Below are 26056 nucleotides of genomic sequence, written 5' to 3' on the forward strand. Positions count from 1 at the left end.
CTCGGGCCGGGGGTTCACCGTGGCGCCGTGCGTCGGCCCGTGAGCTGCTGGGGGGTGGTCGCTCGGCCGCCCGGGTTCACCGTGGCGCGTGCGCCTGTCCTGCGGGCTGCTCGGGCCGGGGGTTCACCGTGGCGCCGTGCGTCGGCCCGTGAGCTGCTGGGGGGTGGTCGCTCGGCCGCCCGGGTTCACCGTGGCGCGTGCGCCTGGCTCGCGAACCGCTCGGGGGCTCAGAGATGGCCGCCCGCCCCGGGGGCACCGCCCGCTCATGCCCCCGGCCCACGCGGGTTCACCGGCCCCCGACCCCGGCCGGTCGGGGGATCCTCAGTCCCAGGAGCCCTGCGCCACCGGGAGGTGGGAGATCTCGGTCAGGTCCTCGGCGGTCAGGGTCAGCCCGGTCGCCGAGGCGTTCTGCGCGGCCCAGTGGTCCCGCTTCGTGCCCGGTACGGCGATCACATGGCGGCCCTGGGCGAGGACCCAGGCGAGGGCCACCTGGGCCGGGGTGACGTCCTCGCCGTGGCGGCGGGCGATCCGGCGCAGGCCCGCGACGATCGGCTGGTTGGCCGCCATCATCTCGGCCGTGAAGCGGGGGTGGCGGGCGCGCAGGTCGTCCGGTTCGAAGCCCTCGCCCGGGGTCAGCGTGCCGGTCAGGAAGCCGTTGCCCAGCGGCATCGCCGCGAGGAACCCCACGCCCCGAGCCTCGCACCACGGCAGCAGCCCGTCCAGCGCCTCCGGTGACCACACCGACAGCTCCGCCTGCACCGCGGCCACCGGGAACACCTGCTGTACCCGCCGCAGTTGGCGCAGGGTGCCGTCGTGCAGCCCGGCGCCCGTGCGCCGTCCGCCGCGCGCTCCCACCGCGCACAGGCCCAGCGCCCGCACCTTGCCGGCCCGCACCAGCTCCGACATCGCGCCCCACGTCTCCTCGACCGGGACCTCGGGATCGGCGCGGTGCAGCTGGTAGAGGTCGATGACGTCGGTCTGCAGGCGGCGCAGGGAGGCGTCGCAGGCCCGTCTGACGTAGCCGGGGCGGCCGTTGGCCACGATGTGCTGCTCGCCCACCAGCAGCCCCACCTTCGTCGACACGAAGGCGTCGCCGCGCCGCTCCCTCAGCACCCGGCCCAGCAGCAGTTCGTTGGTGAACGGGCCGTACATGTCCGCCGTGTCGAGGAGGGTCGTCCCCAGGTCCAGCGCCCGGTGCACTGCTCTCAGCGACTCCTCGCCCCGCCGCCGCGAGGCGCTGTACGCCCAGCTCATCGGCATGCATCCGAGTCCGACGGCCCCCACCGCGAGTGACCCCGCGCCGATCGTCCTGCGCTCCACCTGCCCGCGACCCTCCCTCTCCTCGCCCCCAACCTAACCTCTGCACTCCCACACCCCTGACATAGCCTCCGTTCCATGACTACGGATGTGTGGCTTCCCATCCCGCCCGAGGAGATCGAGGGGCTGCCCGCCGGGCCCCGGTACCTGTTCTGGGACGGTGGTGCGGACGGTGAGCAGGAGTTTCCCGGGGATCCCGCGGACTGTGCCGTGTACGTGGTGCCGTACATGAAGCCGCTGCCGGTCCGCGTGCGGCCGCTGGCGCAGCTGACCCGGGTGCGGCTCATCCAGACGCTCACGGCCGGCGTGGACGACATCACCGGGCGGCTCGGCTCCATCGTGCCGGGCGTCACGCTGTGCAACGCGCGCGGTGTGCACGAGACGAGCACCGCCGAACTCGCCCTCACCCTGACCCTCGCCTCCCTGCGCGGCGTCCCCGGCTTCGTGCGCGCCCAGCAACAGGAGCGCTGGGAGGGCGGGTTCCGGCCCGCGCTCGCCGACAAGAACGTGCTCATCGTCGGGTACGGAGCCATCGGCGAGGCCATCGAGGACCGGCTCACACCCTTCGAGGTTGCGCGGGTGGCGCGCATCGCGCGCTCGGGGCGCACCACAGCGCGCGGTCTTGTGCATCCGATCGCCGATGTGCTCTCACTGCTTCCGGACGCGGACGTCGTCATCGTGTCCACTCCCCTCACTTCGGCCACACACAGGCTCGTCGACGCCGAGTTCCTCGCGCGGATGAAGGACGGTGCGCTGCTCGTCAACGTCGCCCGCGGCTCGGTCGTGGACACCGAGGCACTGCTCGCCGAGCTGAAGAGCGGCCGGATCACCGCCGCCCTGGACGTCACCGACCCCGAGCCGCTGCCGCCCGGCCACCCCCTCTGGCAGGCGCCCGGAGTGCTGATCAGCCCCCATGTCGGCGGCCCCTCCTCGGCCTTCCGGCCCCGCGCCGAGCGGCTGCTCGTCGACCAGTTGACGCGCTTCGTGAACCGGGAGCCGCTGCGCAACGTGATCCTGACGACGGACGCGGAAACGGAGGCCGGAACCGCGGACGACGGCACGCGTTGAACCTTCCCGTACCCGGCTTCGTGTGAGCGCCGTACCCCCCGTCCGGCACCCTCCGCAACCCCTCGGACGCGGGCCGTGGCCACATCTCCGCTGGTCGTCACGGAGCGTAGAGAAGCTATGTCCCTGAGTGACGATCCTGGTGTATCGTCCCGACGAGGGGCAGCGCCGCTGACGTATCGGCGCCGGGGATGGACATTTCAGATTTTGTGAGGGGGGCGACGGGCGATGCACGGCCTATGGACGAACGATCCGACGCGGCGGAGCCGCCGACGGCGACCCTGGCGCACGACCGCGCGCAGGCGCGATCACCACACCGGCCACCACAGCAGTCAGCAACGCAGGCACAGCGCCCGCAGGCGGCATGCGCACCCGGCGCGGCGGGACCGGGGAGCGGCGCGGACCGGGAGGCCCCGGTGACTGCGCCGCTCGCAGTGACGACCACGCTCGAGGACGCGGTGCGCGCACCGCACCCGCAGGAGGTTCCGCCGCCGCGCCGGCCGGCCGCCGGCGGGGGCTCGCGCGTGACGGAGCAACTCGTTCTCGCCCTGGTCTGCGCGGCCTACGCCGTCGGGGCCGCGTTCGACTGGGGTGCGCACGAAGTGGCGTTGATCATGGGCGACTTCGGGCTCAGCGCGGCGGCGGGCGTCGCCGCCGTCTCCTGCTTCCTGTACTCCCGCAGCCCGCGCGTCCGCTTCCGGTCGGCCTGGCTGCTGTTCGCCCTGTCGTCGATGATGGCGTCCCTGGGCAACGCGGTCTGGGGGTGGTACGAGGTCGTCCTCGGCCGGCCCGTGCCCACGCCCAGCTACGCGGACCTGTTCTTCCTGTGCTTCGCGCCGCCCGCCATCGTCGGTCTGCTGGTGCTGGCCAAGCGGCCGGTGAGCAAGGCCGGCTGGATCTGCCTCGGGCTGGACGCCTGGCTGATCGGCGGCTCGCTGCTGACCCTGTCGTGGAGCCTCGCGCTCGCCCAGGCGGCCCGCTTCGACGGACCGAGCGTGCCCCACACCGCGCTGTCGCTGGCGTACCCGCTGCTCGACATCGCGCTGGTCAGCATGGTGCTCGCGCTGCACTTCCGCCGCTCCCCGGGCAACCGCACGGCGGTGAACACCGCGATCGGCGCGCTCGCGCTGACCGTGATGTGCGACGCGCTGTTCACCTCCCCGCTGCTGCACAGCAGTTACCGCTCCGGCCAGCTGCTGGACGCCGGCTGGTTCGCCGGTTCGCTGCTGCTCGCCTACGCTCCCTGGGCCGCCCGGCACCGGGGCGCGCAGGAGACGCACCGGCCGGACGGGCACACGCGCGTGATCCACGAGCACGTGCCAGGACAACGCGGCCCGGGCCGTCCGCACGTGCCCGTGCCCGCACCGGGCAGCGACCACAGCCGCTATCCGTCCGGCCGTCCGCTGACCGGTTCCCTCGCCGCACTCACCCCGTACCTCGCGGCCGCCGTGTGCACCCTGGGCATCCTGTACAACGTCCTCAACGGCCGCCGGCCCGACCATGTCGTGCTGATCACGGCGGGCATGGTCGTGCTCGCGCTCGTGATCCGGCAGGGCATCATGCTGCTGGACAACATCACCCTCACCCAGGAGCTGGCGCAGCAGGAGAACCACTTCCGCTCCCTGGTCCAGGGATCCAGCGACGTCATCATGATCGCCGCGCCAAACGGCGTCCTGCGGTACGTCTCCCCGGCCGCCGCCGGGGTCTACGGCCGGCCCGCCGAGGACCTGGTCGGCACGGAGCTGTCCAGTCTCATCCACCCGGAGGACCTGGGCTGCGTGGTGCACGAGGTGCGCCGCTTCCTCGTCGCCAGCCCGCTGGAGGAGCCCACCACCCGCATCGAGTGCCGTTTCCGCTCCGGCGAGGACGGCTGGCTCAACGTCGAGTCGACCGTCAACCGGCACCACGGCGGACTGATCTTCAACAGCCGGGACGTGACCGAACGCGTCCGCCTCCAGGCGCAGTTGCAGCACAACGCCGAGCACGACCCGCTGACCGACCTGCCCAACCGCGCGCTGTTCACCCGGCGCGTCCAGCAGGCCCTCTCCGGCCGCCGGGCCACCGACCGGGGCGCGGCGCTGCGCAACACGGCGGTGCTCTTCATCGACCTGGACGGCTTCAAGGCCGTCAACGACACGATCGGGCACCAGGCCGGGGACGAACTGCTCGTCCAGGCCGCCCGCAGACTCCAGGACGCGGTCCGGCAGGGGGACACCGCCTCCCGGCTGGGCGGCGACGAGTTCGCGGCCCTGATCGTCGGGGACGGCACCCGCGACCGCGCCGCCCGGGAGCGCAACATCCTGGAGCTCGCCGACCGCCTCAGGGTGACCCTCTCCCAGCCCTACGCCATCGACGGCAACGACGTCCGGGTCAACGCGTCCATCGGTGTCGCCTTCGCCGAACCGGGCCTCGGCGCGGGCGAGCTGCTGCGCAACGCCGACCTCGCGATGTATCGCGCGAAGGCGGCCGGCAAGGGCCGGGTCGAGCTGTACAAGCCGCAGATGCAGCAGGACGTCGTACGCAAGGCGGAGCTGGCCACCCGGCTGCGCGCCGCACTGCACGACGGCGAGTTCGCGCTGCTGCACCAGCCGGTGGTGTGCCTGGAGAACGGCCGGATCACGGCGGTCTCCGCGCAGGCGCGCTGGCGCTCGTCCCAGGGGGTGCTGTTCACCCCGGCCGAGTTCCTGCGCGTGACCGAGGACGGTGACAAGACGGCCGAGCTGGACCGCTGGATCCTCCAGGAGGCCGTCGAGCAGGCCGCCGAGCGGGCCGCGAACGGGCTCGTCATGCCGGTCATCGTCCGGATGAGCGCCCGGCGGCTGCTGGACCGCTCCATGCCGCTCGGCTCGGTGGAGGCGCTGCTCACCCGGCACGGGCTGCCGCCCGGCGCGCTGGTCGTCGAGCTGTCCGACACCGATCCGCGGGTCTGTCTGGAGGATCTGGAGCGGCGCCTGACCGCGCTCAGCCGGCTCGGGGTGCGGATCGCGCTGGACGGCTTCGGCAGCGGCTACGCGGCCATCACGGCCCTGCGCAGGCTTCCGGTCGACATCCTGAAGCTCGACCGCGGCCTGGTCGAGGGCGTCGTGGAGTCCGCGCGGCTGCACAAGATCACCAGCGGTCTGCTGCGGATCGCCGGGGATCTCGGGCTCCAGTCCGTGGCGGAGGGCGTGGACCTGCCGGAGCAGGTCGTCGCGCTGCGCGCGATGGGCTGCACGCACGGGCAGGGCATGGCGTTCGCGGGGCCCGTGGACGAGTACCGGCTGCGCCGGGCGCTCGGATCCGGCCACTATCCGGTGCCGCACGCACCGGCCGAGCCGGCGTTCGCGGGCAGCGTGCGCGAGCCGCAGGGACGCGTCGGCATCGAGAGCGGGGCCGGGCTGCGGTCCGACACGCTGCGGTCCGAAGGGATGCGGTCCGAAGGGCTGAGCACGGTCGTGGCTCCGGCGCCGAGCGGTGCGCCGCGGAGGTGACCCGGGCAGTGGGCGAGTAGGCGAAGCACGTGGTGGAGTGGGGTGCGGGGGTGTACACAGGGGGTGTTCCCGCTGTCTTCGGAGGCGGCAGTGCCCTTCGCTCACATTCTGAGACTCCCGTCCCACCCACTTGACACGTGGTGCGCGTCAGAGGGAGGGTCAGTGCCATGCGCACCCGAATTCTCGTACTTGGCAAGCGCGTCGGCTGAGCTGGGACCCACCGGAGGACGATCCGGAATCCCCGGCGACCGCACCGGCGCGCTCCCCTCGCTTGCCTTACGGCACGAGGGGTTTTTTGTTGCACGAGCACCGATCGTGCACCACTTGAACTCCGCACAAACCTCGCAAAAACCCTCAGCATCGAGAAGAGAATGCCGATGACCGAGCAGGCCACCGGGGCCCATCCGCAGCCGCGGCCCCGATCCGGAGGACAGCAGTCCGCCCCCGTCGAGCACGTCACGGGTGCGCAGTCCCTCATCCGCTCCCTTGAGGAGGTCGGCGCGGACACGGTATTCGGCATTCCCGGCGGCACGATCCTTCCGGCGTACGACCCGCTGATGGACTCCACCCGGGTGCGTCACGTCCTGGTCCGGCACGAGCAGGGCGCCGGCCACGCCGCCACCGGCTACGCGCAGGCCACGGGCAAGGTGGGTGTCTGCATGGCGACCTCGGGACCCGGCGCCACCAACCTGGTCACCCCGATCGCCGACGCCAACATGGACTCCGTGCCGCTGGTCGCGATCACCGGGCAGGTGGTGTCCTCGGCGATCGGTACGGACGCCTTCCAGGAGGCGGACATCGTCGGCATCACGATGCCGATCACCAAGCACAGCTTCCTGGTCACCAAGGGCGAGGACATCCCGCGGGTGATCGCGCAGGCGTTCCACATCGCCTCGACCGGCCGCCCCGGTCCGGTCCTGGTCGACATCCCCAAGGACATCCTCCAGAAGAAGACCGTCTTCTCCTGGCCGCCCACCATGGACCTGCCCGGCTACCGCCCGGTGACCAAGCCGCACGCCAAGCAGATCCGCGAGGCCGCCAAGCTGATCACCGCCGCCAAGCGGCCCGTCCTCTACGTCGGCGGCGGCGTCATCAAGGCACAGGCCACGGCCGAGCTGAAGGTCCTCGCCGAACTCACCGGAGCGCCCGTCACCACCACCCTGATGGCGCTCGGCGCGTTCCCCGACAGCCACCCGCTGCACGTGGGAATGCCCGGCATGCACGGTGCGGTCACCGCCGTCACCGCGCTGCAGAAGGCCGACCTGATCGTCGCCCTCGGCGCCCGCTTCGACGACCGCGTCACCGGCAAGCTGGACAGCTTCGCCCCGTACGCCAAGATCGTCCACGCCGACATCGACCCGGCCGAGATCGGCAAGAACCGCGCCGCCGACGTGCCGATCGTCGGTGACGCCCGCGAGGTCATCGCCGACCTGGTCCAGGCCGTGCAGAAGGAGCACAGCGAGGGCCACCAGGGCGACTACACCGCCTGGTGGAGCGACCTGAACCGGTGGCGCGACACCTACCCGCTCGGCTACGACGAGCCCGAGGACGGCTCGCTCTCCCCGCAGCACGTCATCGAGCGCGTCGGGCAGCTCGCCCCGGAGGGCACGATCTTCGCGGCGGGCGTCGGCCAGCACCAGATGTGGGCCGCCCACTTCATCCAGTACGACAAGCCCGCCACCTGGCTCAACTCCGGCGGCGCCGGAACCATGGGCTACGCGGTCCCGGCCGCGATGGGCGCCAAGGCCGGGCAGCCGGACCGGACGGTCTGGGCGATCGACGGCGACGGCTGCTTCCAGATGACCAACCAGGAACTGACCACCTGCGCGCTGAACAACATCCCGATCAAGGTCGCCATCATCAACAACGGCGCCCTCGGCATGGTCCGTCAGTGGCAGACCCTGTTCTACAACCAGCGCTACTCCAACACCGTCCTGCACAGCGGCCCGGACGACGTCAACCCGGACGCCCGGGGCACCCGCGTCCCGGACTTCGTGAAGCTGTCCGAGGCGATGGGCTGCGTGGGCCTGCGCTGCGAGCGCCCCGAGGACCTGGACAAGGTCATCGAGGAGGCGAACTCGATCAACGACCGCCCGGTGGTCGTCGACTTCATCGTCCACGAGGACGCGATGGTCTGGCCGATGGTCGCCGCCGGCACCTCCAACGACGAGATCATGGCCGCCCGGGACGTCCGCCCCGACTTCGGCGACAACGAAGACGACTGAGCGAGAGAGACGTAAAAAGACCATGTCCAAGCACACGCTCTCCGTCCTGGTGGAGAACACGCCGGGCATCCTGGCCCGCATCGCCGCCCTGTTCTCCCGCCGCGGCTTCAACATCGACTCGCTCGCGGTCGGCGTCACCGAGCACCCCGACATCTCCCGCATCACCATCGTGGTGGGCGTCGAGGAACTGCCGCTGGAGCAGGTGACCAAGCAGCTCAACAAGCTCGTCAACGTGCTGAAGATCGTCGAGCTGGAGCCCGGCCAGGCCGTGCAGCGCGAACTCGTCCTGGTGAAGGTCCGCGCCGACAACGAGACCCGCTCCCAGATCGTCGAGATCGTCCAGCTGTTCCGCGCCAAGACCGTCGACGTCTCCCCGGAGGCCGTCACCATCGAGGCCACCGGATCCGGCGAGAAGCTGTCCGCGATGCTCAAGATGCTGGAGCCGTTCGGCATCAAGGAACTGGTGCAGTCCGGCACGATCGCGATCGGCCGCGGCGCCCGCTCGATCACGGACCGCTCGCTGCGCGCTCTGGACCGATCCGCGTAACGCTGGAAGCGAGCTGGAACACCGCTCGAACGCAGAGCTGGGACACGGCTGAAAAGGGGCGAGCGCGACACGTCGGCCGCCCGCATGCCGAGACCCCGGAACTTCCCCTCCCCCCACCGCATACGGTGGGACGCACAACCTGAACACCAAGGAGAGAACCCAAAGTGGCCGAGCTGTTCTACGACGCTGACGCCGACCTGTCCATCATCCAGGGCCGCAAGGTCGCGGTCATCGGCTACGGCAGCCAGGGTCACGCCCACGCGCTGTCGCTGCGTGACTCCGGTGTCGACGTGCGTGTCGGTCTGCACGAGGGCTCCAAGTCCAAGGCCAAGGCCGAGGAGCAGGGCCTGCGCGTGGTGACCCCCGCGGAGGCCGCCGCCGAGGCCGACGTCATCATGATCCTCGTCCCGGACCCGATCCAGGCCCAGGTCTACGAGAAGGACATCGCCCCGAACCTGAAGGACGGCGACGCCCTCTTCTTCGGCCACGGCCTGAACATCCGCTACGGCTTCATCAAGCCCCCGGCCGGCGTGGACGTCTGCATGGTCGCCCCGAAGGGCCCGGGCCACCTGGTGCGCCGTCAGTACGAGGAGGGCCGCGGCGTCCCGTGCATCGTGGCCGTCGAGCAGGACGCCTCCGGCAACGCCTTCGCGCTGGCCCTGTCGTACGCCAAGGGCATCGGCGGCACCCGCGCCGGCGTCATCAAGACGACCTTCACCGAGGAGACCGAGACCGACCTGTTCGGCGAGCAGGCCGTCCTGTGCGGTGGTACGGCCGCGCTGGTGAAGGCGGGCTTCGAGACCCTGGTCGAGGCCGGCTACCAGCCCGAGATCGCCTACTTCGAGTGCCTGCACGAGCTGAAGCTGATCGTGGACCTCATGTACGAGGGCGGCCTGGAGAAGATGCGCTGGTCGGTCTCCGAGACCGCCGAGTGGGGCGACTACGTCACCGGCCCGCGGATCATCACCGACGCCACCAAGGCCGAGATGAAGCAGGTCCTCGCCGAGATCCAGGACGGCACCTTCGCCAAGAACTGGATGGACGAGTACCACGGCGGTCTGAAGAAGTACAACGAGTACAAGAAGCAGGACTCCGAGCACCTGCTGGAGACCACCGGCAAGCAGCTGCGCAAGCTGATGAGCTGGGTGAACGAGGAGGCGTAAGCCTCATGTCAGGGGGTCGGGGCATGCTGCTCCGGCCCCCTGTGTCCATCTGTTGTCCACCCCGTCCAGCCCCGGACGGGTGATCCTTCCGCAGCGGCGCACAACGCCCTGAGCGGCGCCACTACACTGCTGCACAACACGCGTCAGGCCCACAGCGTCGTGCGTCTTCCGCGGCTAGCCCCCTCCTCCGCTGCGGCCGTCGGGACGGCCGTCCGCATGCCTTGGACTTGTGAGGACCTCACGTGAGCTCGAAACCCGTCGTACTCATCGCTGAAGAGCTGTCGCCCGCGACCGTGGACGCACTCGGCCCGGACTTCGAGATCCGGCACGCCAACGGAGCAGACCGAGCCGAACTGCTCCCGGCCATCGCCGACGTCGACGCGATCCTGATCCGCTCCGCCACCAAGGTCGACGCCGAGGCCATCGCCGCGGCGCAGAAGCTCAAGGTCGTCGCCCGCGCCGGCGTCGGCCTCGACAACGTCGACGTCTCCGCCGCCACGAAGGCCGGCGTGATGGTCGTCAACGCCCCGACCTCCAACATCGTGACCGCCGCCGAGCTGGCCTGCGGTCTCCTCGTCGCCACCGCCCGCCACATCCCGCAGGCGAACGCCGCGCTGAAGAACGGCGAGTGGAAGCGCAGCAAGTACACGGGCGTCGAGCTGGCCGAGAAGACCCTCGGCGTCGTCGGCCTCGGCCGCATCGGCGCCCTGGTCGCCCAGCGCATGTCCGCCTTCGGCATGAAGGTCGTCGCCTACGACCCCTACATCCAGCCCGCCCGCGCCGCCCAGATGGGCGTCAAGGTGCTCTCCCTGGACGAGCTGCTGGAGGTCTCCGACTTCATCACCGTCCACCTGCCCAAGACCCCCGAGACGCTCGGCCTGATCGGCGACGAGGCGCTGCGCAAGGTCAAGCCGAACGTGCGCATCGTCAACGCCGCGCGGGGCGGCATCGTCGACGAGGAGGCGCTGTACGCGGCGCTGAAGGAGGGCCGGGTCGCCGGCGCCGGCCTCGACGTGTACGCGAAGGAGCCCTGCACCGACTCCCCGCTCTTCGAGCTGGACCAGGTCGTGTGCACCCCGCACCTCGGGGCGTCCACCGACGAGGCCCAGGAGAAGGCGGGCATCGCGGTCGCCAGGTCCGTGCGCCTCGCGCTCGCCGGTGAGCTGGTCCCGGACGCGGTCAACGTCCAGGGCGGAGTCATCGCCGAGGACGTCAAGCCCGGTCTGCCGCTCGCCGAGCGCCTCGGCCGCATCTTCACCGCGCTGGCCGGCGAGGTCGCGCACCGCCTCGACGTCGAGGTCTACGGCGAGATCACCCAGCACGACGTGAAGGTGCTGGAGCTGTCCGCGCTCAAGGGCGTCTTCGAGGACGTCGTCGCCGAGACGGTGTCGTACGTCAACGCCCCGCTGTTCGCGCAGGAGCGCGGCGTCGAGGTCCGGCTGACCACCAGCTCCGAGTCGAACGAGCACCGCAACGTGGTCACCGTGCGCGGCACCCTCGCGAGCGGCGAGGAGGTCGCGATCTCCGGCACGCTGGCCGGCCCGAAGCACGTTCAGAAGATCGTCGCGGTCGGGGACTACGACGTCGACCTCGCGCTCGCCGACCACATGCTCGTCCTGCGCTACGAGGACCGTCCCGGTGTCGTCGGCACCGTCGGCCGCATCCTCGGCGAGGCGGGCATCAACATCGGCGGCATGCAGGTCGCCCGCTCGGCGGTGGGCGGCGAGGCCCTGGCCGTCCTGACCGTCGACGACACGGTGGCGGCCCCTGTGCTCGCCGAGGTCGCGGCGGAGATCGGGGCGACGTCGGCCCGGTCCGTGAACCTCGTCTGAGACGCGCACGACAACGCCGGGCGGGCTGACGAGAGTCGGCCCGCCCGGCGTTTTCTCCTGCCCTACTCCTCGCCCCCGGCCTCGATCCCGCGCAGGCTCAGCGCCGCCCCCACCGCCGCCACCACGAGGATCACCGCGCCGGCGAGCGCCGCGCCCCGCATCCCGCTGGTGAACGCCTCCCGGGCCGTGGCGAGCAGGGACTCACCGGCCCGGCCGGGCAGTCGGGCGGCCGTGGCGAGGGCGCCGCCCAGGGTCTCGCGGGCCCCGGCGGGAGCCGTCGACGGCATCTCGTGGCGGTAGAGCGCCGTGCCGATCGAGCCGAGCACCGCCATGCCGAGCGCGCCGCCGAACTCGGTGCTGGTCTCCAGCAGCGAGGAGGCCGTGCCCGCCCGCTCCACCGGAGCGCCGCTCATGGCCAGGTCCACCAGCTGGGACGCGATCGCGACCATCCCGCAGGCGAGCACGCCGGCTCCGGCCAGCACCAGCCACAGCGAGTCGGTGCCGAGCAGGGCGAGCATCGCGAACCCGGCCGCCATGGCCGCGAAGCCGCCGGCGACGACGTACGCGCGGTTGACGCCCCGCTGGACGAGCTGCGCGGTGAGCGGACCGGCGACGCCGATGAACACCGAGGGCAGCAGGCTCCACAGGGCCGCCGACAGCGGGCTCTTGCCGAGCACCGACTGCAGGTACTGCGTGGTGAAGATGGCCGAGCCCATCATGCCGAGCGCGGCGACGAGGTTCAGGACCAGTGCCGGGGCGAAGCCGTGGCCCTTCAGCAGGGCCGGCGGGATCAGCGGGGCGGCCGCGGTGCGCTGGCGCCGGACGAACAGGACCGTGAAGAGCAGGCCGACGGTGATCGAGACGACGTAGAGCGGGTGCCAGCCCTCGGAGGGGATCTCCTTCAGGCCGTAGACGACGGGGAGCACGGCGGCCATCGACAGCGGCACGCTCGGCCAGTCGAAGCGGCCCGGGTCCGGGGCCTTCGACTCCGGCAGCAGCACCGGGCCGAGGAGCAGCAGCAGCGCCATCGCGGGCAGGTTGACCAGGAAGACCGAGCCCCACCAGAAGTGCTCGACGAGGATGCCGCTCATCACCGAGCCGAGCGCGATGCCGCCGGTCATCACGCCGGACCACAGCCCGATCGCCTTCGCCCGCTGGGCGGGGTCGGTGAACATCGTGCGCAGCAGCGCCATCGTGGACGGCATCAGGGTCGCGCCGCCGATGCCGAGGAGCGCGCGGGCCGCGATCAGGGTCCCGGCGCTGGTCGCGTAGGCCGCGAGGAGCGAGGCCCCGCCGAAGGCGACCGCGCCGGTGAGGAGCAGCTTGCGGCGGCCGATGTGGTCGCCGAGCGAGCCCATCGTCATCAGCAGGCCGGCCAGGACGAAGCCGTAGACATCGAAGATCCACAGCTGCTGGGTGCCGCTCGGGTGGAGGTCCGCGCTGATCGCGGGCGTCGCGAAGTACAGGACGGAGACGTCCATCGAGACCAGCAGCAGCGGCAGCATCAGCACGCCGAGGGCGGTCCATTCACGGCGTCCGGCGCGGGGGCCCGCCGCGACAGGGGTGGTGGTGCTCGTCGAGTTCGTCATGCCGAGGAATGTACAAGCGTCTTAAACGCTTGTCTAGAACAACTGTATAAGTCATCCGTCTAGGACGCTTGTATGGATCGGGGGTAGGGTGACGTGCATGGGACACCGTGAGGATCTGCTCGAAGGCGCCAAGCGCTGCCTGCTGGAGAAGGGGTTCGCGCGCACCACCGCGCGCGACATCGTCAAGGCCTCGGGGACCAACCTGGCCTCGATCGGCTACCACTACGGCTCCAAGGACGCGCTCCTCGCGCAGGCCTACGTCGCGATCGTGGAGAACATGTCCGACGCCTTCGACGGGGGCGGCGGCACCATGATCGAGGGCGCGCCCGGCTCGCTGGAGCGCTTCCGGCACGTGTGGTCCGGCATCGTCGCCACCATGCGGGAACCGAACTCGATCTGGCGCCTCAGCATGGAGGTCATGACCATCGACATGCCCGAGGTGCGCGAGCATCTGGCCCGCGCACAGCGCGAGGGCGGGCGCGGGCTCGTCTCCCTGCTCCAGGGCGTGCCGGAGGACGAGGTCTCCGACGAGACGGCCGACACCCTCGGCCGCTTCTACATGACGCTGATGACCGGGCTCATCGCCCAGTGGACGTTCGACCCGAAGACCGCCCCGGACGGCGACGCGCTCACCGAGGGCCTGCGGCGGATCGTCGCGTCCGTCCCGGCCGCAGAGGCGGGCTGAGCGGATTGCGGCCGCCCGCGGTCCGGGGGAGATTGGCCTCATGCAGGACGCCGAGGTGCCGGTACTGATCGTCGGCGGCGGCCCGGTCGGACTCACCGCGCGGGCGCTGCTGGACCGCTGGGGCGTGCCCTGCCTGCTGGTCGAGCGGCACCACGCGCTGTCGCCGTTTCCCCGCTCCCGGCTGGTCAACGTGCGCTCGATGGAGATCTTCCGCGGCCTCGGGCTCGCCGCCCGGATCACCGACCGGGCCTTCGCGCCGCGCTACGGCCGGGTCCGCTTCCGCGACACCCTGGGCGGCGGCGACTTCGCCTCGGCGGCGATGGCCGGGGTGCGCGCGCCGGTACCGGAGAGCCCCGCGCTCGGCGTGGTCACCTCCCAGGACCGGCTGGAACCGGTGCTGCTCGCCGCGGCAGCCGCGCCGGTGCGGTTCGGAGTCGAACTCGTCGGCCTGGCCGAGGAGTCCGAGGGTGTCGTGGCGCGGCTCGTGGACCGCCGCACCGGTGCCGAGTCCCGGCTCCGGGCCCGGTACGTCCTCGCCGCGGACGGCGCGCGCTCCACCGTCCGGGACCTGCTCGGCGTCGGCACCACCGGGCCGGGCGCGCTGGGCGGCGTCACCACCGTCGTCTTCGACGCCGACCTCGACCGCTGGTGCGCCGACGGACCCGCCGGTGTCTACTTCACCGCCCACGGCTCCTTCATGCCGCTGTACCCCGAGGGCGGCTGGGCCTGGTTCGGCCCGACGCCCGCCGCCGTCGACGGCACCGACTGGGGCGACCTCGTCGCGCACGCCCTCGGACCGGGCGTCGACGTACGCCCCGAGGTGCTGCGCGTGGAGCACTGGGTGATGAACGCGTTCGTCGCCGAACGCCTGCGCCGCGGCCGGGCCCTGCTGGCCGGCGACGCCGCGCACGCGGTGCCGATCGTCGGCGGACTGGGCATGAACGCGGGCGTGGCCGACGCGCACAACCTGTGCTGGAAACTGGCGGGCGTGCTGCGCGGCTGGGCCGGCCCCGGGCTGCTGGACACCTACGCGAGCGAACGGCACCCCGTCGCCCACGAGACACTGCGCCAGGCGGTGGCCAACGCCCAGCTGCTGGGGGACGTGCAGAGCCGCCGGCGCGAGCGGCCGCCGAGCGGCGGAGCCGTCCGCGACCGGATCGAACTCCCGTGGATGGACCAGTACTTCGCGCAACTGGGCCTGGTGCTCGGCGTCGCCTACCGCTCGTCCGCCGTCCTCACGGGCGACAAGGGCGACAAGGGCGACAAGGCGCCACCGTCCCCGCCCGGCACCGACTACGTGCCCACCGCGGCGCCGGGCCACCGCCTGCCCCACCGCCGGCTCGCCGGTGACCGCTCCACGCTGGACGCCCTCGGCGAGTGGTTCACCCTGTTCACCCCGGACCCCGTCGCCTGGGCGCCCGGCACCGCCGTGGCCGGACCCGTCTGCGTACCCGTGCCCCTGCGCGTCGAACCCCTGCCCCGCGAGCACGCCGAGCCGTACGAACTCGGTCCGCACGGCGCCCTGTTGGTCCGCCCGGACGGACACATCGCCGCCCACTGGCCGGACCGGCCGCAGGCGCCCACCGCCCTCGCCGAGGCCCTCGGCAGGCTCACAGCCGCGCCCGCTTGAGCGCCATGTGCAGCAGCAGCCGGTCCTCCCCGTCGTCCAGGTCGAGGCCCGTCAGCTGCTCCACCCGGGACAGCCGGTAGTACAGGGTCTGCCGGTGGATGCCCAGCTCCGCCGCCGCACGGCCGGCCTGGCCCGCGCAGTCGAGATAGACCTCGGCGGTGCGGGTCAGCTCCCGGTGGGCGGGGGAGAGCAGCGGGCCGACCGCGGGATCGTGCGCGGCCTCCGGCGGCAGCGCCGTCAGCAGCCGGTACGGCCCGATGGCCGCCCACCGCGCGACCGGCCCGAACCGCGGCTCGGCCAGCGCGGCCCGTGCGGCGGCGGTGGCCTCCTCCCACATCGTGCCCAGCTCGCCGAGGCCGGAGCGGGGCTCGCCGACCCCGGCCGCGCAACCGGCGCCCGGCACGGCCCGGGCCGCCCCCTCCAGACCGGCCGCGGCCGCCGCGGCCACCCGGGCCCCGGCCCCGCGGGCCGCACCGCCCGCCGCGCCGCGCGCGCTCCCGGCCTCCTCCAGCAGCCGCGCGGCCGCCGTCAGCGCCGGCGCGCTCACCTCCGTGGTGCGCAGCCGGACCAGCAGCGCGAGGCTCTGCCCGGCCGCGCCCCAGGGCAGGGTGCACAGCGCGAGGGCGTGCGGGATCGTCCGGGCGGCCGGGGCGTCGTCCGGGTCGGCCGAGGGCCAGGGCGCGACACAGACCAGGGCGTGCGGGCCGTCGGCGCGCGGGCCGAGGGCGGTGCGCAGTTCGGCCACCGCCATGTCCTGCTGCCAGCCGCGCTCCGCGCCGAGCACCGCCCGCAGCTCCCGGCTCAGCCCGGCCCCGGCCGCCGCCTCGTCCGCGAGCAGCGCGCCGATCCGGCCGGCCACCGCCATGGCGGCGGCCAGTTGGGCGTCCGTCGGGCCGGGGTCGCCGTCCAGCAGCCAGACGTAGCCGAGCACGACACCCCGGTGGCGGACCGGGAGGCAGATCCGGCCGCGGTAGACCCCCGCCTCCGTGCTCGCCGGGATCCGCACCGGGCCGGTCGCGCGGGTGATGCCGAAGCCCTCGAACCAGGAGCGGACCGTCGCCGTGGAGCGCCGGGTCAGGATCGAGCGGGTGCGCACCGGGTCCAGCGCGGACGGGTCCAGCTCGTCGTCGCTGTCGTACGCGCCGAAGGCGATCAGCTCGAAGTCGCGGTTCTCCAGGGTCGCCGGGACGCCCAGCAGCTCCGAGATCTCGTCCACGAGCTCCTGGTAGTCACCCTTGAAGGCTTTGAAACCCTTGAAGTCCGCCGCCACTCGGGCATTCTCCCTCATTTTCCGGTGGTCTTCATACATCTGTCTGAGATCCAGTGCACGGATGCGTGACAGCTGTCGATGGCCCAGGATCGGAGAGATCCTTAGGTTTCACGGTGGTTCTCCGTGCCGTACCCGAATCGTCGGGTGATGGCCCATTTGATGCTTGTCTGTGGAGGTGCCCCGTGCTGGGTCCCGTGATTCTCGCCGCGTCGCGCAGCGACCGGATGCGACGCCTGATCTCGGCGGCCCCGGTGACCAAGCAGGTCGTCGACCGCTTCATCCCGGGCGAGACCGTCGACGACATCGTCCCGATCATCAAGGACCTCACGGCCAAGGGCCTGGAGCTGACGATGGACGTCGTCGGCGAGGACATCACCACCCCGGACCAGGCCGCCGCCGCCCGCGACGCCTACCTCGCGCTCATCGACCACCTCAAGGAGCTGGGGCTCGGCGAGAAGGTCGAGATGTCGGTCAAGCTGTCCATGTTCGGCCAGGCGCTGGAGGGCGGCCACGAGCTCGCCCTCGCCAACGTCCGCCCGGTCGTCGAGGCCGCCGCCGCGATCGGTACGACCGTGACGCTGGACGCCGAGGACCACACCACCCTCGACTCGATGTTCGCCATCCACGAGGAGCTGCGGAAGGACTTCCCGCAGACCGGCTGCGTCATCCAGGCCTACCTCTTCCGCACCGAGGCCGACGCCCGCCGGCTCGCCGCCGCCGGCAGCCGCGTCCGCCTCGTCAAGGGCGCCTACAAGGAGCCCGCCGAGGTCGCTTACCAGCAGAAGCACGAGATCGACAAGGCGTACGTCCGCGTCCTGCGCATCCTCATGGACGGCGAGGGGTACCCGATGATCGGGTCCCACGACCCGCGCCTGATCGCCATCGCCCAGGAGCTGGCCCACCAGGCCGGCCGCAAGCTGAACGAGTACGAGTTCCAGATGCTGTACGGCATCCGCGGCGACGAGCACCTGCGGCTGGCCGCCGAGGGCCACCGCATGCGTGTCTACACGGCGTACGGCACCGACTGGTACGGCTACTTCATGCGCCGTCTCGCGGAGAAGCCGGCCAACCTCCGGTTCTTCCTCCGCAGCATGGTCAGCAAGGGCTGAAACCGAACACCCGCTCACGTACAAGGAGTTACGGATCTCATGGACGCTGTGACCCAGGTCCCCACCCCGGTCAACGAGCCGGTGCACGGCTACGCCCCCGGCTCGCCCGAGCGCGCCCGGCTGGAGGCCAAGCTCAAGGAGCTGGCCGAGAACCCGATCGACCTGCCGATGACCATCGGCGGCGAGAAGCGGATGGGCGGCGGCGAGCCGTTCCAGGTCGTCCAGCCGCACCGCCACAAGGCCGTCATCGGCACCGGTCACCACGCCACCCAGCAGGACGCGCGGGACGCGATCGACGCGGCCCTGACCGCCGCGCCGGCCTGGCGCGCGATGTCCTTCGACGACCGCGCCGCGATCATCCTGCGCGCCGCCGAACTGCTCGCCGGTCCCTGGCGCGAGACCATCGCCGCCTCGACGATGCTCGGCCAGTCGAAGACCGCCCAGCAGGCGGAGATCGACACCCCCTGTGAGCTGGTCGACTTCTGGCGCTTCAACGTCCACTACGCCCGCCAGATCCTCGCCGAGCAGCCCCCGGCGAACTCCCCGGGTGTCTGGAACCGCCTGGACCACCGCCCGCTGGAGGGCTTCGTCTACGCGATCACGCCGTTCAACTTCAGCGCCATCGCGGGCAACCTGCCCACCGCCCCGGCGCTCATGGGCAACGTCGTCGTCTGGAAGCCGTCCCCGACCCAGACCCACGCCGCCGTCCTGCTGATGCAGCTGCTGGAGGAGGCCGGTCTCCCCAAGGGCGTCATCAACCTCGTCACCGGCGACGGCATCGAGGTCTCCAAGGTCGCCCTGGAGCACCGGGACCTGGCCGGCATCCACTTCACCGGCTCGACCAGGACCTTCCAGTACCTGTGGAAGACGGTCGGCGCCAACATCGAGAAGTACCGCTCGTACCCGCGTCTGGTCGGCGAGACCGGCGGCAAGGACTTCCTGGTCGCCCACCCGAGCGCCGACCGCGCCGTGCTGAAGACCGCGCTGACCCGCGGCGCCTTCGAGTACCAGGGCCAGAAGTGCTCCGCCACCTCCCGCGCCTACATCCCGGCCTCCATCTGGAACTCGGGCTTCAAGGAGGAGTTCGCCGCCGAGGTCGACTACCTCACCATGGGTGACGTCACCGACCTGTCGAACTTCATCGGCGCCGTGATCGACGACCGCGCCTTCGCCAAGAACAAGGCCGCGATCGACCGCGCCGCCTCCGACCCGACCTGCGAGATCGTCGCGGGCGGCAGTTACGACGACTCGGTCGGCTACTTCGTCCGCCCGACGGTCGTCGTCTCCACCGACCCCGAGAACGAGATCTTCCGCACCGAGTACTTCGGCCCGTTCCTCGGTGTCCACGTCTACGAGGACGACCAGTACGACGCGATGCTGGAGCAGATGGAGTCGGTCTCCGACTACGCCCTGACCGGCTCGGTCATCGCCAACGACCGCGCGGCCGCCGCGTACACGATGGAGAAGCTCCGCTTCGCCGCGGGCAACTTCTACATCAACGACAAGTCGACCGGCGCCGTCGTCGGCCAGCAGCCATTCGGCGGCGGCCGCGCCTCCGGCACCAACGACAAGGCCGGCGCCCCGCAGAACCTGCTGCGCTGGACCCTGACCCGCGCCATCAAGGAGACGCTGGTCGCCCCGACCGACTACGCGTACCCGCACATGGGCTGATCCTCGCCCACCCCGAGCGACGGGCCGGGAAGCCTGACAGCGAGCAGGCTTCCCGGCCCGTTTCCAACGTCGCCGGGACACTGGCGTCTCGTGACGAGGACGTCGCCCGACGGGTCGTCAGGGAGTCGCGCGGACCAGGATCTTGCCCGTGTTGCCGCCGTGCAGCATCAGCAGGAACGCCTCCACGATCCGCTCGAAGCCGTCGACCACCGTCTCGTCCGCCGTCAGCGCCCCGCTGCGCAGATGCGGGACGGCGAAGTCGTACAGCTCGTCCTGCGCGTCCCGGTGGTCGCTCACCAGGAAGCCCTCGATGCGCAGGCGCTTCTCCACGACGTCCGCGTGGTCGAAGACGACCGGCGGGGCGTCCGGGGTGTTGTACTGGCTGATGGTGCCGACCCGCACCACCCGGCCCCGCTCGCGCAGCGCGCCGATCGCGGCGCCCAGGTGCTCGCCGCCGACGTTGTCCACGAAGAGGTCGATGCCGGTGGGGGCGGCCGTGGCCAGCAGGTCGGCCACCGGGGCCGCGCGGTAGTCGAAGGCCGCGTCGTAACCCACCCGTTGCGTCAGGTGGCCGACCTTCTCCGGGCCGCCCGCGCTGCCGATCACCCGGCCCGCGCCGAGCAGCCGGGCGAACCGGCCGGCCGCCGTGCCCACCCCGCCCGCCGCCCCGGAGACGAACACGTCCTCGCCCTCCCGCAGCCGGGCGATCCGGGTCAGGGCGACGTACGCCGTCAGGCCCGTGCCGCCCAGCACGCTCAGATACGCCGTCAGCGGCACGCCCGGGTGGTGGGGCAGGCGCCGCACCTCTTCGGGGCGGACCACGGCGTGCGTGCGCCAGCCCTGCCGGTGGAAGACGATCTCGCCCTCGGGCAGCTCCGGCGTCCGCGACGCGACGACCCTGCCCAGGGTGCGGCCCTCCAGCGGCGCGTGCAACGCGAAGTCCCCGTCCATCATTTCGCGGTGGTACGGGTCCACGGACCACAGCACGTTCTCCACCAGGGCGCTGCCGGGGGCCGGTTCGGGCACCGGGGTCTCGGCGAAGCGGAAGTGGTCCGGGGTGGGGAAGCCGGTGGGGCGGGCGGTCTGCTGCACGGTGAGCGCGATCTCGGTCATGGCAGGGGACGGTAGGCAGGAATGCGGGGCGCGGGGACGGGGTTGGGCTCATGGAACGCGCCGACCCATGAATCGGCCTCATAGGCGCAGGTGGGAGCCCCGAGTGACAGCAGCAGACCTTGCCCCGCAGGAGCTGAGGATCCTGGTCGCCGTGGCCGACGAGGGCGGGTTCTCGGCCGCGGCCGCCCGGCTCGGGGCCACCCAGTCCGCCGTCTCGCACGCCGTGCGCGGCATCGAACGCAAGCTGGGGGCCGTCCTCTTCGAGCGCGGCCGGTTCGGGGCCCGGCCGACGCCCGCGGGGGAGCGGGCCGCCGCCCATGCCCGGCGGGTGCTGCGGATGCTCCGGGCGATGGCCGCGGACGTCCGCGGCGCGGACACCGGCGAGGTCCGCGGCGCGCTGCGGATCGCCGCCTTCCGCAGCGCCGCCCTGCATCTGCTCCCGCCCGCCCTGGAGCGGCTCGCCGCGCGCCACCCCGGCATCGAGGTGAGCGTCACCGTCGTACGGGAACTGGGCGCCGGCGTCGCGGGAGAGGTCGCCGCCGGGCGTGCCGATCTCGGCATCGCCACCCTGAGCGGGCCGCCGCCCGCCGGACTGGTCGGCGCGACCCTGCTGGAAGAGCCGTACTCCCTGGTGCATCCGGCGGGACACCCCGACCCGCGTGCCCTCCCGCTCGTCGACTGGGCGGAGAACTGCGGCTCCTACACCCGCGAGTGGTGGGCCGCCCAGGACTGGATCCCGGCCGCGACCGTGCGCGCCGAGGACGACGGGGCCGTGCTGGCCATGGTGGCCGGCGGGCTCGGCATGGCCATCATGCCCGCGCTCTCCCTCACCGCGGCGCCGCCCGCCGTGGAGATCACCGGCCTCGGACCCGGGCGGCCGCACCGCTGCGTCGGCTACGTCACCACGCCGGAACTGGCCTCCACCACCGCCGTACGGGCCATGATCCGCACCCTGCGCTCCCTCGCCCAGTCGTCGCTCGAACGCACGGAAGCCCAGCTCAGGGCCGTATGACACGGGTCGCCGTCTCAGATAGTAGGAAGTCCGAGTAACTGTGCAGACAGATGCGGGGCGCTCCCTTAACTTTGGAGGAGCCGAACGCATCGCTCGATCCAGCGAATGGCGGTCGTGAGCCGGGCCCGTGCAGGCAACCCCTGCGGCCGTGCGCTCCCCGCCCTTACGGCGTCTCGCAATCCCTCAGCGTGCTCCACGTCTGCCGAAGGAGTCGATCCCCATGATCGAGACGACCGCCCGCCGCCGCGTCCGCCACGTGTCCCGCACCAGCGAGGCCGACCGCAAGAACGCCGCCGCCGCGCTCCAGCGTGCCCTCGACCGCCGCGACAACGGCGGCGAGACTGGCCACTGAGAACGCCGACACGGTGTCCGCATCGCGGACACCGCATGTCATCACCTGGGACGAGGAGTAGGGTCGCCCGCATGTCTCGCAGCATCAGTCTCGCAGTGATCCCCGGTGACGGCATCGGCCAGGAGGTCGTGGCCGAAGGTCTGAAGGTCCTCTCCGCCGTGCTTCCGCAGGATGTGAAGCTGGAGACGGAGGAGTACGACTTCGGCGCCAAGCGGTACCACGCCACCGGTGAGACCCTCACCGACGCCGACCTCGACTCCCTCAAGCGGCACGACGCGATCCTGCTCGGCGCCATCGGCGACCCGAGCGTCCCCTCCGGGGTCCTGGAGCGCGGCTTCCTGCTCAAGCTCCGCTTCGCCTTCGACCACCACGTCAACCTGCGGCCGAGCAAGCTGCTCCCAGGCGTCGCGACCCCGCTCGCCGGCCAGCCGGAGATCGACTTCGTCGTCGTCCGCGAGGGCACCGAGGGCCCGTACACCGGCAACGGCGGCACCATCCGCAAGGGCACCGCGCACGAGGTCGCCACCGAGGTCTCCGTCAACACCGCCTACGGTGTCGAGCGCGTGGTCCGCGACGCCTTCGCCCGTGCCCAGGCCCGCCCGCGCAAGAAGCTCACGCTGGTCCACAAGAACAACGTGCTGACCTTCGCCGGCCACCTGTGGACGAACATCTTCAACCAGGTGGCCGAGGAGTTCCCCGAGGTCACCACCGACTACATCCACGTCGACGCGGCCACCATCTACCTGGTCACCGACCCGGCCCGGTTCGACGTCATCGTCACCGACAACCTCTTCGGCGACATCATCACCGACCTCGCCGCGGCCGTCTCCGGCGGCATCGGCGTCGCGGCCTCCGGCAACATCAACCCGAGCCGCGAGTTCCCGTCCATGTTCGAGCCGGTCCACGGCTCGGCCCCGGACATCGCCGGACAGGGCAAGGCCGATCCCACCGCCACGGTCCTGTCCGTCGCCCTGCTGCTGCGCCACCTCGGCTACGACGCCGAGGCCGACCGCATCGACGCCGCCGTCACCGCGGACCTCACCCAGCGTGCCGACGAGCCCGCCCGTGCCACGTCCGCGATCGGCGACGCGCTCGCCGCGCGAGTAGCCGGCTGACCCGGCGCTCCACCACGAGAGGCCGCCGGGTCGGACGACCACCCGGCGGCTTCCGCATGTCCCCGCCGGGTGCCACCATCAACCACTGGGCCGCTTTCACCCCGATTCCGTCCGCCGCAGCCCTCCGCGCGATAATCGAACGCGGGGCCGCGGTTTGAGGGAAAGCTCGGACGTCCTCACACCGGCTGAGAAGCCGGTACGGGCGTGAGCGCGGCCCGGTCACTACAACCGGTGAAGGACACCCACTCATGACGACGCCCACGATCGAGCTCAAGCCCTCCGCCAGCCCCCTCGCCGCCGCCGAGCGGGAGGCCATCCTGGCCAACCCGGGGTTCGGCCGCCACTTCACCGACCACATGGTGACGATCAAGTGGACGGAGGGCCGCGGCTGGCACGACGGGCAGCTCGTTCCGTACGCGCCGATCCCGCTCGACCCGGCGACCAACGTCCTGCACTACGCCCAGGAGATCTTCGAGGGCCTGAAGGCGTACCGCCAGCCCGACGGCACCGTCGCCATGTTCCGCCCGGACCAGAACGCCAAGCGCTTCCAGCGCTCCGCCAAGCGGCTCGCCATGCCCGAGCTGCCGGTCGAGACGTTCATCGAGGCCTGTGACGCGCTGGTCCAGCAGGACATCGACTGGGTGCCCGCGCACGGCGGCGAGGAGTCCCTCTACCTGCGCCCGTTCATGATCGGCACCGAGGTCGGCCTGGGCGTCAAGCCGGCCAACGAGTACCTCTTCATCGTCATCGCCTCGCCGGCCGGCGCGTACTTCCCGGGCGGCGTGAAGCCGGTCTCGATCTGGGTCTCCGAGGACCGCGTCCGCGCCGTCCCCGGCGGCATGGGCGACGCCAAGACCGGCGGCAACTACGCCGCGTCCCTGCTCGCCCAGGCCGAGGCCGCCGCCAAGGGCTGCGACCAGGTCTGCTACCTCGACGCGGTCGAGCACCGGTGGGTCGAGGAACTCGGCGGCATGAACCTGTACTTCGTGTACGGCGACAAGATCATCACGCCCACCCTGACCGGCTCCATCCTGGAGGGCGTCACCCGTGACTCCCTGCTGGCCGTCGCCCGCGACCTCGGCTACGAGTCCGAGGAGGGCCGTATCTCGGTCGAGCAGTGGCAGCGCGACTCCGAGAACGGCACCCTCACCGAGGTCTTCGCCTGCGGCACCGCGGCCGTGATCACCCCGGTCGGCACGGTCAAGCGTGCCTCTGCCGAGTGGAAGCAGAGCGGTGGGGAGCCGGGTGAGGTGACCCTCCGCCTGCGCCGGGCCCTGCTCGACCTCCAGCGGGGGACGGCTGAGGACAAGCACGGCTGGATGCACAAGATCGGCTAACGGTCACCGGACACGCTCAGGGCCGCCTCGGACTCGTCGATGTCCATGGCGGCCCTTGTGTGTTCCGTACGAGACGTCAGCAGCAGGTACACCACCCCGCCCACCGCCCCCGACAGCAGGAAGCTGCAGTCCACCCCGCCGGTCAGCCGCAGCAGCGGGCCCTGGTACGACGGCAGGGACACGGCCAGCAGGCCGACCCCGGCGCCCAGCGCCCAGGAGACCGTCGCCCGCACGTTCCAGCCCGCGCGGTACCAGTAGATCCCGCCCCGCGAACGGCGGTTGAAGACCTGGAGGGCGTCGGCGTCGTACACCCCGCGGCACCGGACGAAGCCGATCAGGGTGATGACGGCCCACGGGGTGCCGATCGCGGTGAGCAGCAGCACGAAGGACGTCATCGCGGACTGCGCGTTCCAGGCGTAGTGGCCGACGAAGACACAGGCGGTGGCGACGACGGCGACCGTGTAGGTGGCCCGCGCCCGGGAGGCCCTCGGCAGGATCGCGTCCAGGTCCAGGCCCATCGAGTACAGCATCAGGCCCGCGTTGCCGACCGAGCCCGCCGAGGCGGACAGCAGCAGCGGGATCAGGTACCAGGCGGGGGAGGCCTGCACCAGAGGACCGGCGTAGTCGAGGGCCGCGTGCGCGCCGTACGCCGTGAAGGTGCCGAACAGTTGCGGCACCAGCAGCCCGAGCACCAGGCCGAGCCAGGTCGCGTGCAGGACGCGGCGGCCGCCGTGCCGGGACGGCGAGATGTAGCGGGTGTAGTCACCGAGGAGCGTGATGAAGGCGATGGGGCCGGACAGGCCCGCCGCCACGGCCGCCAGGAACCAGGTCGGCCAGAACGAGCCCAGCAGATAGCCGCCCGCACCCGGCAGCGCCGAGGTCGTGAAGTGCGGGGCGTAGGCGAAGATCCCGAGGATCAGCAGCGCCGTCATGCCGATGGCGAGGACCCGGGACATGGCGAGCAGCACCCGGTACCCGTAGACCGCGCCCGCGACCGTCGCCGCCGCGAGCACGGCGTAGACCAGGGCGTACGCCACCCCGTCGGCCGGCAGTCCGGCCAGCCGGCCCAGTACGCCGATCATCACGTCCCCGCCGATCCACACGGTCAGCGCGGTGTAGCCGAGGGCCAGCAGCAGGCCGACCACCGAGCCGACCAGCCGGCCCCGCACTCCGAACTGGGCACCGGAGGAGGTGGACAGGTTGGTGGCGGTACGCAGGGAGATCAGGGCCAGCGGGGCCGTGACGGCCGTACCGACGACCGTGCCCGCCACGATCGCGCTCACCGACGCCCACCAGCCGAGCCCGAAGGACGGCGGCAGCCAGCCGAAGATGATCACTCCGAGGCAGAGGTTCGAGCCGAGCAGGATCGAGACGAGATCGCGCGGACCGCTGGTCCGCTCCTCGTCCGGGATGGTGTCGACTCCGCGCTGTTCTATCGGCATGGCCGGGTCTCCTTCGACTACCGCCAGAGAGTTAGAGCGACGTTCAATGTCCGTGAAGCATTGCTGACAGTCAATGCTTCTGTTTCATGAATTCTGTGTTTAGAGTGTTGTT

Annotated in this window: 19 protein-coding genes; 14 read left to right on the top strand and 5 right to left on the bottom strand. The window is 71.8% G+C overall.

Annotated elements, in window-relative coordinates; genetic code table 11:
- Positions 1 to 321: 321 nt before the first annotated feature.
- Positions 322 to 1320: an aldo/keto reductase gene (locus ACZ4MF_RS20315; protein ID WP_467493361.1), complete on the bottom strand. Its 999-nt coding sequence runs from the start codon at positions 1318 to 1320 to the stop codon at positions 322 to 324.
- A gap of 75 nt (positions 1321 to 1395) precedes the next feature.
- On the opposite strand from ACZ4MF_RS20315, the gene ACZ4MF_RS20320 reads away from it, so the two are divergent.
- The 6 genes from ACZ4MF_RS20320 to serA all read left to right on the top strand — a co-directional run bounded on the left by ACZ4MF_RS20320 (position 1396) and on the right by serA (position 11619).
- Positions 1396 to 2385, top strand: a complete 990-nt coding sequence (locus tag ACZ4MF_RS20320) for a 2-hydroxyacid dehydrogenase (RefSeq protein ID WP_467493362.1) — start codon at positions 1396 to 1398, stop codon at positions 2383 to 2385.
- 236 nt (positions 2386 to 2621) lie between these two features.
- Positions 2622 to 5852 (top strand): putative bifunctional diguanylate cyclase/phosphodiesterase, encoded by a 3231-nt coding sequence (locus ACZ4MF_RS20325; RefSeq protein ID WP_467493363.1) that lies wholly within the window; start codon positions 2622 to 2624, stop codon positions 5850 to 5852.
- 377 nt (positions 5853 to 6229) lie between these two features.
- On the top strand, positions 6230 to 8077 hold the full coding sequence (locus ACZ4MF_RS20330) for an acetolactate synthase large subunit (RefSeq protein ID WP_356037183.1): 1848 nt from the start codon (positions 6230 to 6232) through the stop codon (positions 8075 to 8077).
- Between the two features lie 22 nt (positions 8078 to 8099).
- Positions 8100 to 8624: an acetolactate synthase small subunit gene (gene ilvN, locus ACZ4MF_RS20335; protein ID WP_071379685.1), complete on the top strand. Its 525-nt coding sequence runs from the start codon at positions 8100 to 8102 to the stop codon at positions 8622 to 8624.
- Between the two features lie 164 nt (positions 8625 to 8788).
- Positions 8789 to 9787 (top strand): ketol-acid reductoisomerase, encoded by a 999-nt coding sequence (gene ilvC, locus ACZ4MF_RS20340; protein ID WP_467493364.1) that lies wholly within the window; start codon positions 8789 to 8791, stop codon positions 9785 to 9787.
- A 242-nt stretch (positions 9788 to 10029) separates the two neighbouring features.
- Positions 10030 to 11619: a phosphoglycerate dehydrogenase gene (serA, locus tag ACZ4MF_RS20345; RefSeq protein WP_467493365.1), complete on the top strand. Its 1590-nt coding sequence runs from the start codon at positions 10030 to 10032 to the stop codon at positions 11617 to 11619.
- 62 nt (positions 11620 to 11681) lie between these two features.
- On the opposite strand, the gene ACZ4MF_RS20350 is transcribed toward serA, so the two are convergent.
- Entirely contained in the window at positions 11682 to 13208 is a 1527-nt protein-coding gene (locus ACZ4MF_RS20350) for an MFS transporter (protein WP_467493366.1), read from the bottom strand.
- A 97-nt stretch (positions 13209 to 13305) separates the two neighbouring features.
- Between ACZ4MF_RS20350 and ACZ4MF_RS20355 the strand changes: the two genes are divergently transcribed.
- Together ACZ4MF_RS20355 and ACZ4MF_RS20360 are read left to right on the top strand one after the other, a co-directional pair.
- On the top strand, positions 13306 to 13893 hold the full coding sequence (locus ACZ4MF_RS20355) for a TetR/AcrR family transcriptional regulator (RefSeq protein ID WP_467493367.1): 588 nt from the start codon (positions 13306 to 13308) through the stop codon (positions 13891 to 13893).
- Positions 13894 to 13933: 40 nt separating this feature from the next.
- Positions 13934 to 15523, top strand: coding sequence for an FAD-dependent monooxygenase (locus ACZ4MF_RS20360; protein ID WP_467493368.1), 1590 nt, complete (start codon positions 13934 to 13936; stop codon positions 15521 to 15523).
- On the opposite strand, the gene ACZ4MF_RS20365 is transcribed toward ACZ4MF_RS20360, so the two are convergent.
- Entirely contained in the window at positions 15504 to 16811 is a 1308-nt protein-coding gene (locus tag ACZ4MF_RS20365) for a PucR family transcriptional regulator (protein WP_467493369.1), read from the bottom strand. The genes ACZ4MF_RS20360 and ACZ4MF_RS20365 overlap by 20 nt on opposite strands.
- A 164-nt stretch (positions 16812 to 16975) precedes the next feature.
- Here ACZ4MF_RS20365 and ACZ4MF_RS20370 point away from each other — a divergent pair, with 164 nt between their 5' ends.
- Both ACZ4MF_RS20370 and pruA read left to right on the top strand, forming a co-directional pair.
- The gene (locus ACZ4MF_RS20370; protein WP_467493370.1) at positions 16976 to 17902 is read left to right on the top strand and encodes a proline dehydrogenase family protein; all 927 of its coding nucleotides are present in this window, start codon (positions 16976 to 16978) and stop codon (positions 17900 to 17902) included.
- Between the two features lie 39 nt (positions 17903 to 17941).
- The gene (gene pruA, locus ACZ4MF_RS20375; RefSeq protein WP_467493371.1) at positions 17942 to 19573 is read left to right on the top strand and encodes an L-glutamate gamma-semialdehyde dehydrogenase; all 1632 of its coding nucleotides are present in this window, start codon (positions 17942 to 17944) and stop codon (positions 19571 to 19573) included.
- 117 nt (positions 19574 to 19690) lie between these two features.
- Here pruA and ACZ4MF_RS20380 read toward each other — a convergent pair whose 3' ends face one another.
- The gene (locus tag ACZ4MF_RS20380) at positions 19691 to 20686 is read right to left on the bottom strand and encodes a zinc-binding dehydrogenase (protein ID WP_467493372.1); all 996 of its coding nucleotides are present in this window, start codon (positions 20684 to 20686) and stop codon (positions 19691 to 19693) included.
- A gap of 103 nt (positions 20687 to 20789) precedes the next feature.
- Between ACZ4MF_RS20380 and ACZ4MF_RS20385 the strand changes: the two genes are divergently transcribed.
- The 4 genes from ACZ4MF_RS20385 to ACZ4MF_RS20400 all read left to right on the top strand — a co-directional run bounded on the left by ACZ4MF_RS20385 (position 20790) and on the right by ACZ4MF_RS20400 (position 24502).
- Positions 20790 to 21698, top strand: a complete 909-nt coding sequence (locus ACZ4MF_RS20385) for a LysR family transcriptional regulator (RefSeq protein ID WP_467493373.1) — start codon at positions 20790 to 20792, stop codon at positions 21696 to 21698.
- Positions 21699 to 21918: 220 nt separating this feature from the next.
- On the top strand, positions 21919 to 22050 hold the full coding sequence (locus ACZ4MF_RS20390; RefSeq protein ID WP_107471088.1) for a hypothetical protein: 132 nt from the start codon (positions 21919 to 21921) through the stop codon (positions 22048 to 22050).
- A gap of 71 nt (positions 22051 to 22121) precedes the next feature.
- Complete coding sequence (locus tag ACZ4MF_RS20395; protein ID WP_467493374.1) at positions 22122 to 23165, top strand: 3-isopropylmalate dehydrogenase; 1044 nt, start codon at positions 22122 to 22124, stop codon at positions 23163 to 23165.
- A gap of 248 nt (positions 23166 to 23413) precedes the next feature.
- Positions 23414 to 24502, top strand: a complete 1089-nt coding sequence (locus tag ACZ4MF_RS20400; RefSeq protein ID WP_467493375.1) for a branched-chain amino acid aminotransferase — start codon at positions 23414 to 23416, stop codon at positions 24500 to 24502.
- Here ACZ4MF_RS20400 and ACZ4MF_RS20405 read toward each other — a convergent pair.
- Positions 24499 to 25944, bottom strand: coding sequence for a cytosine permease (locus ACZ4MF_RS20405; RefSeq protein WP_467493376.1), 1446 nt, complete (start codon positions 25942 to 25944; stop codon positions 24499 to 24501). The two genes, ACZ4MF_RS20400 and ACZ4MF_RS20405, sit on opposite strands and share 4 nt — an antisense overlap.
- Positions 25945 to 26056: the final 112 nt, after the last annotated feature.

It is taken from the genome of Streptomyces sp. NPDC025793 (assembly GCF_055558375.1).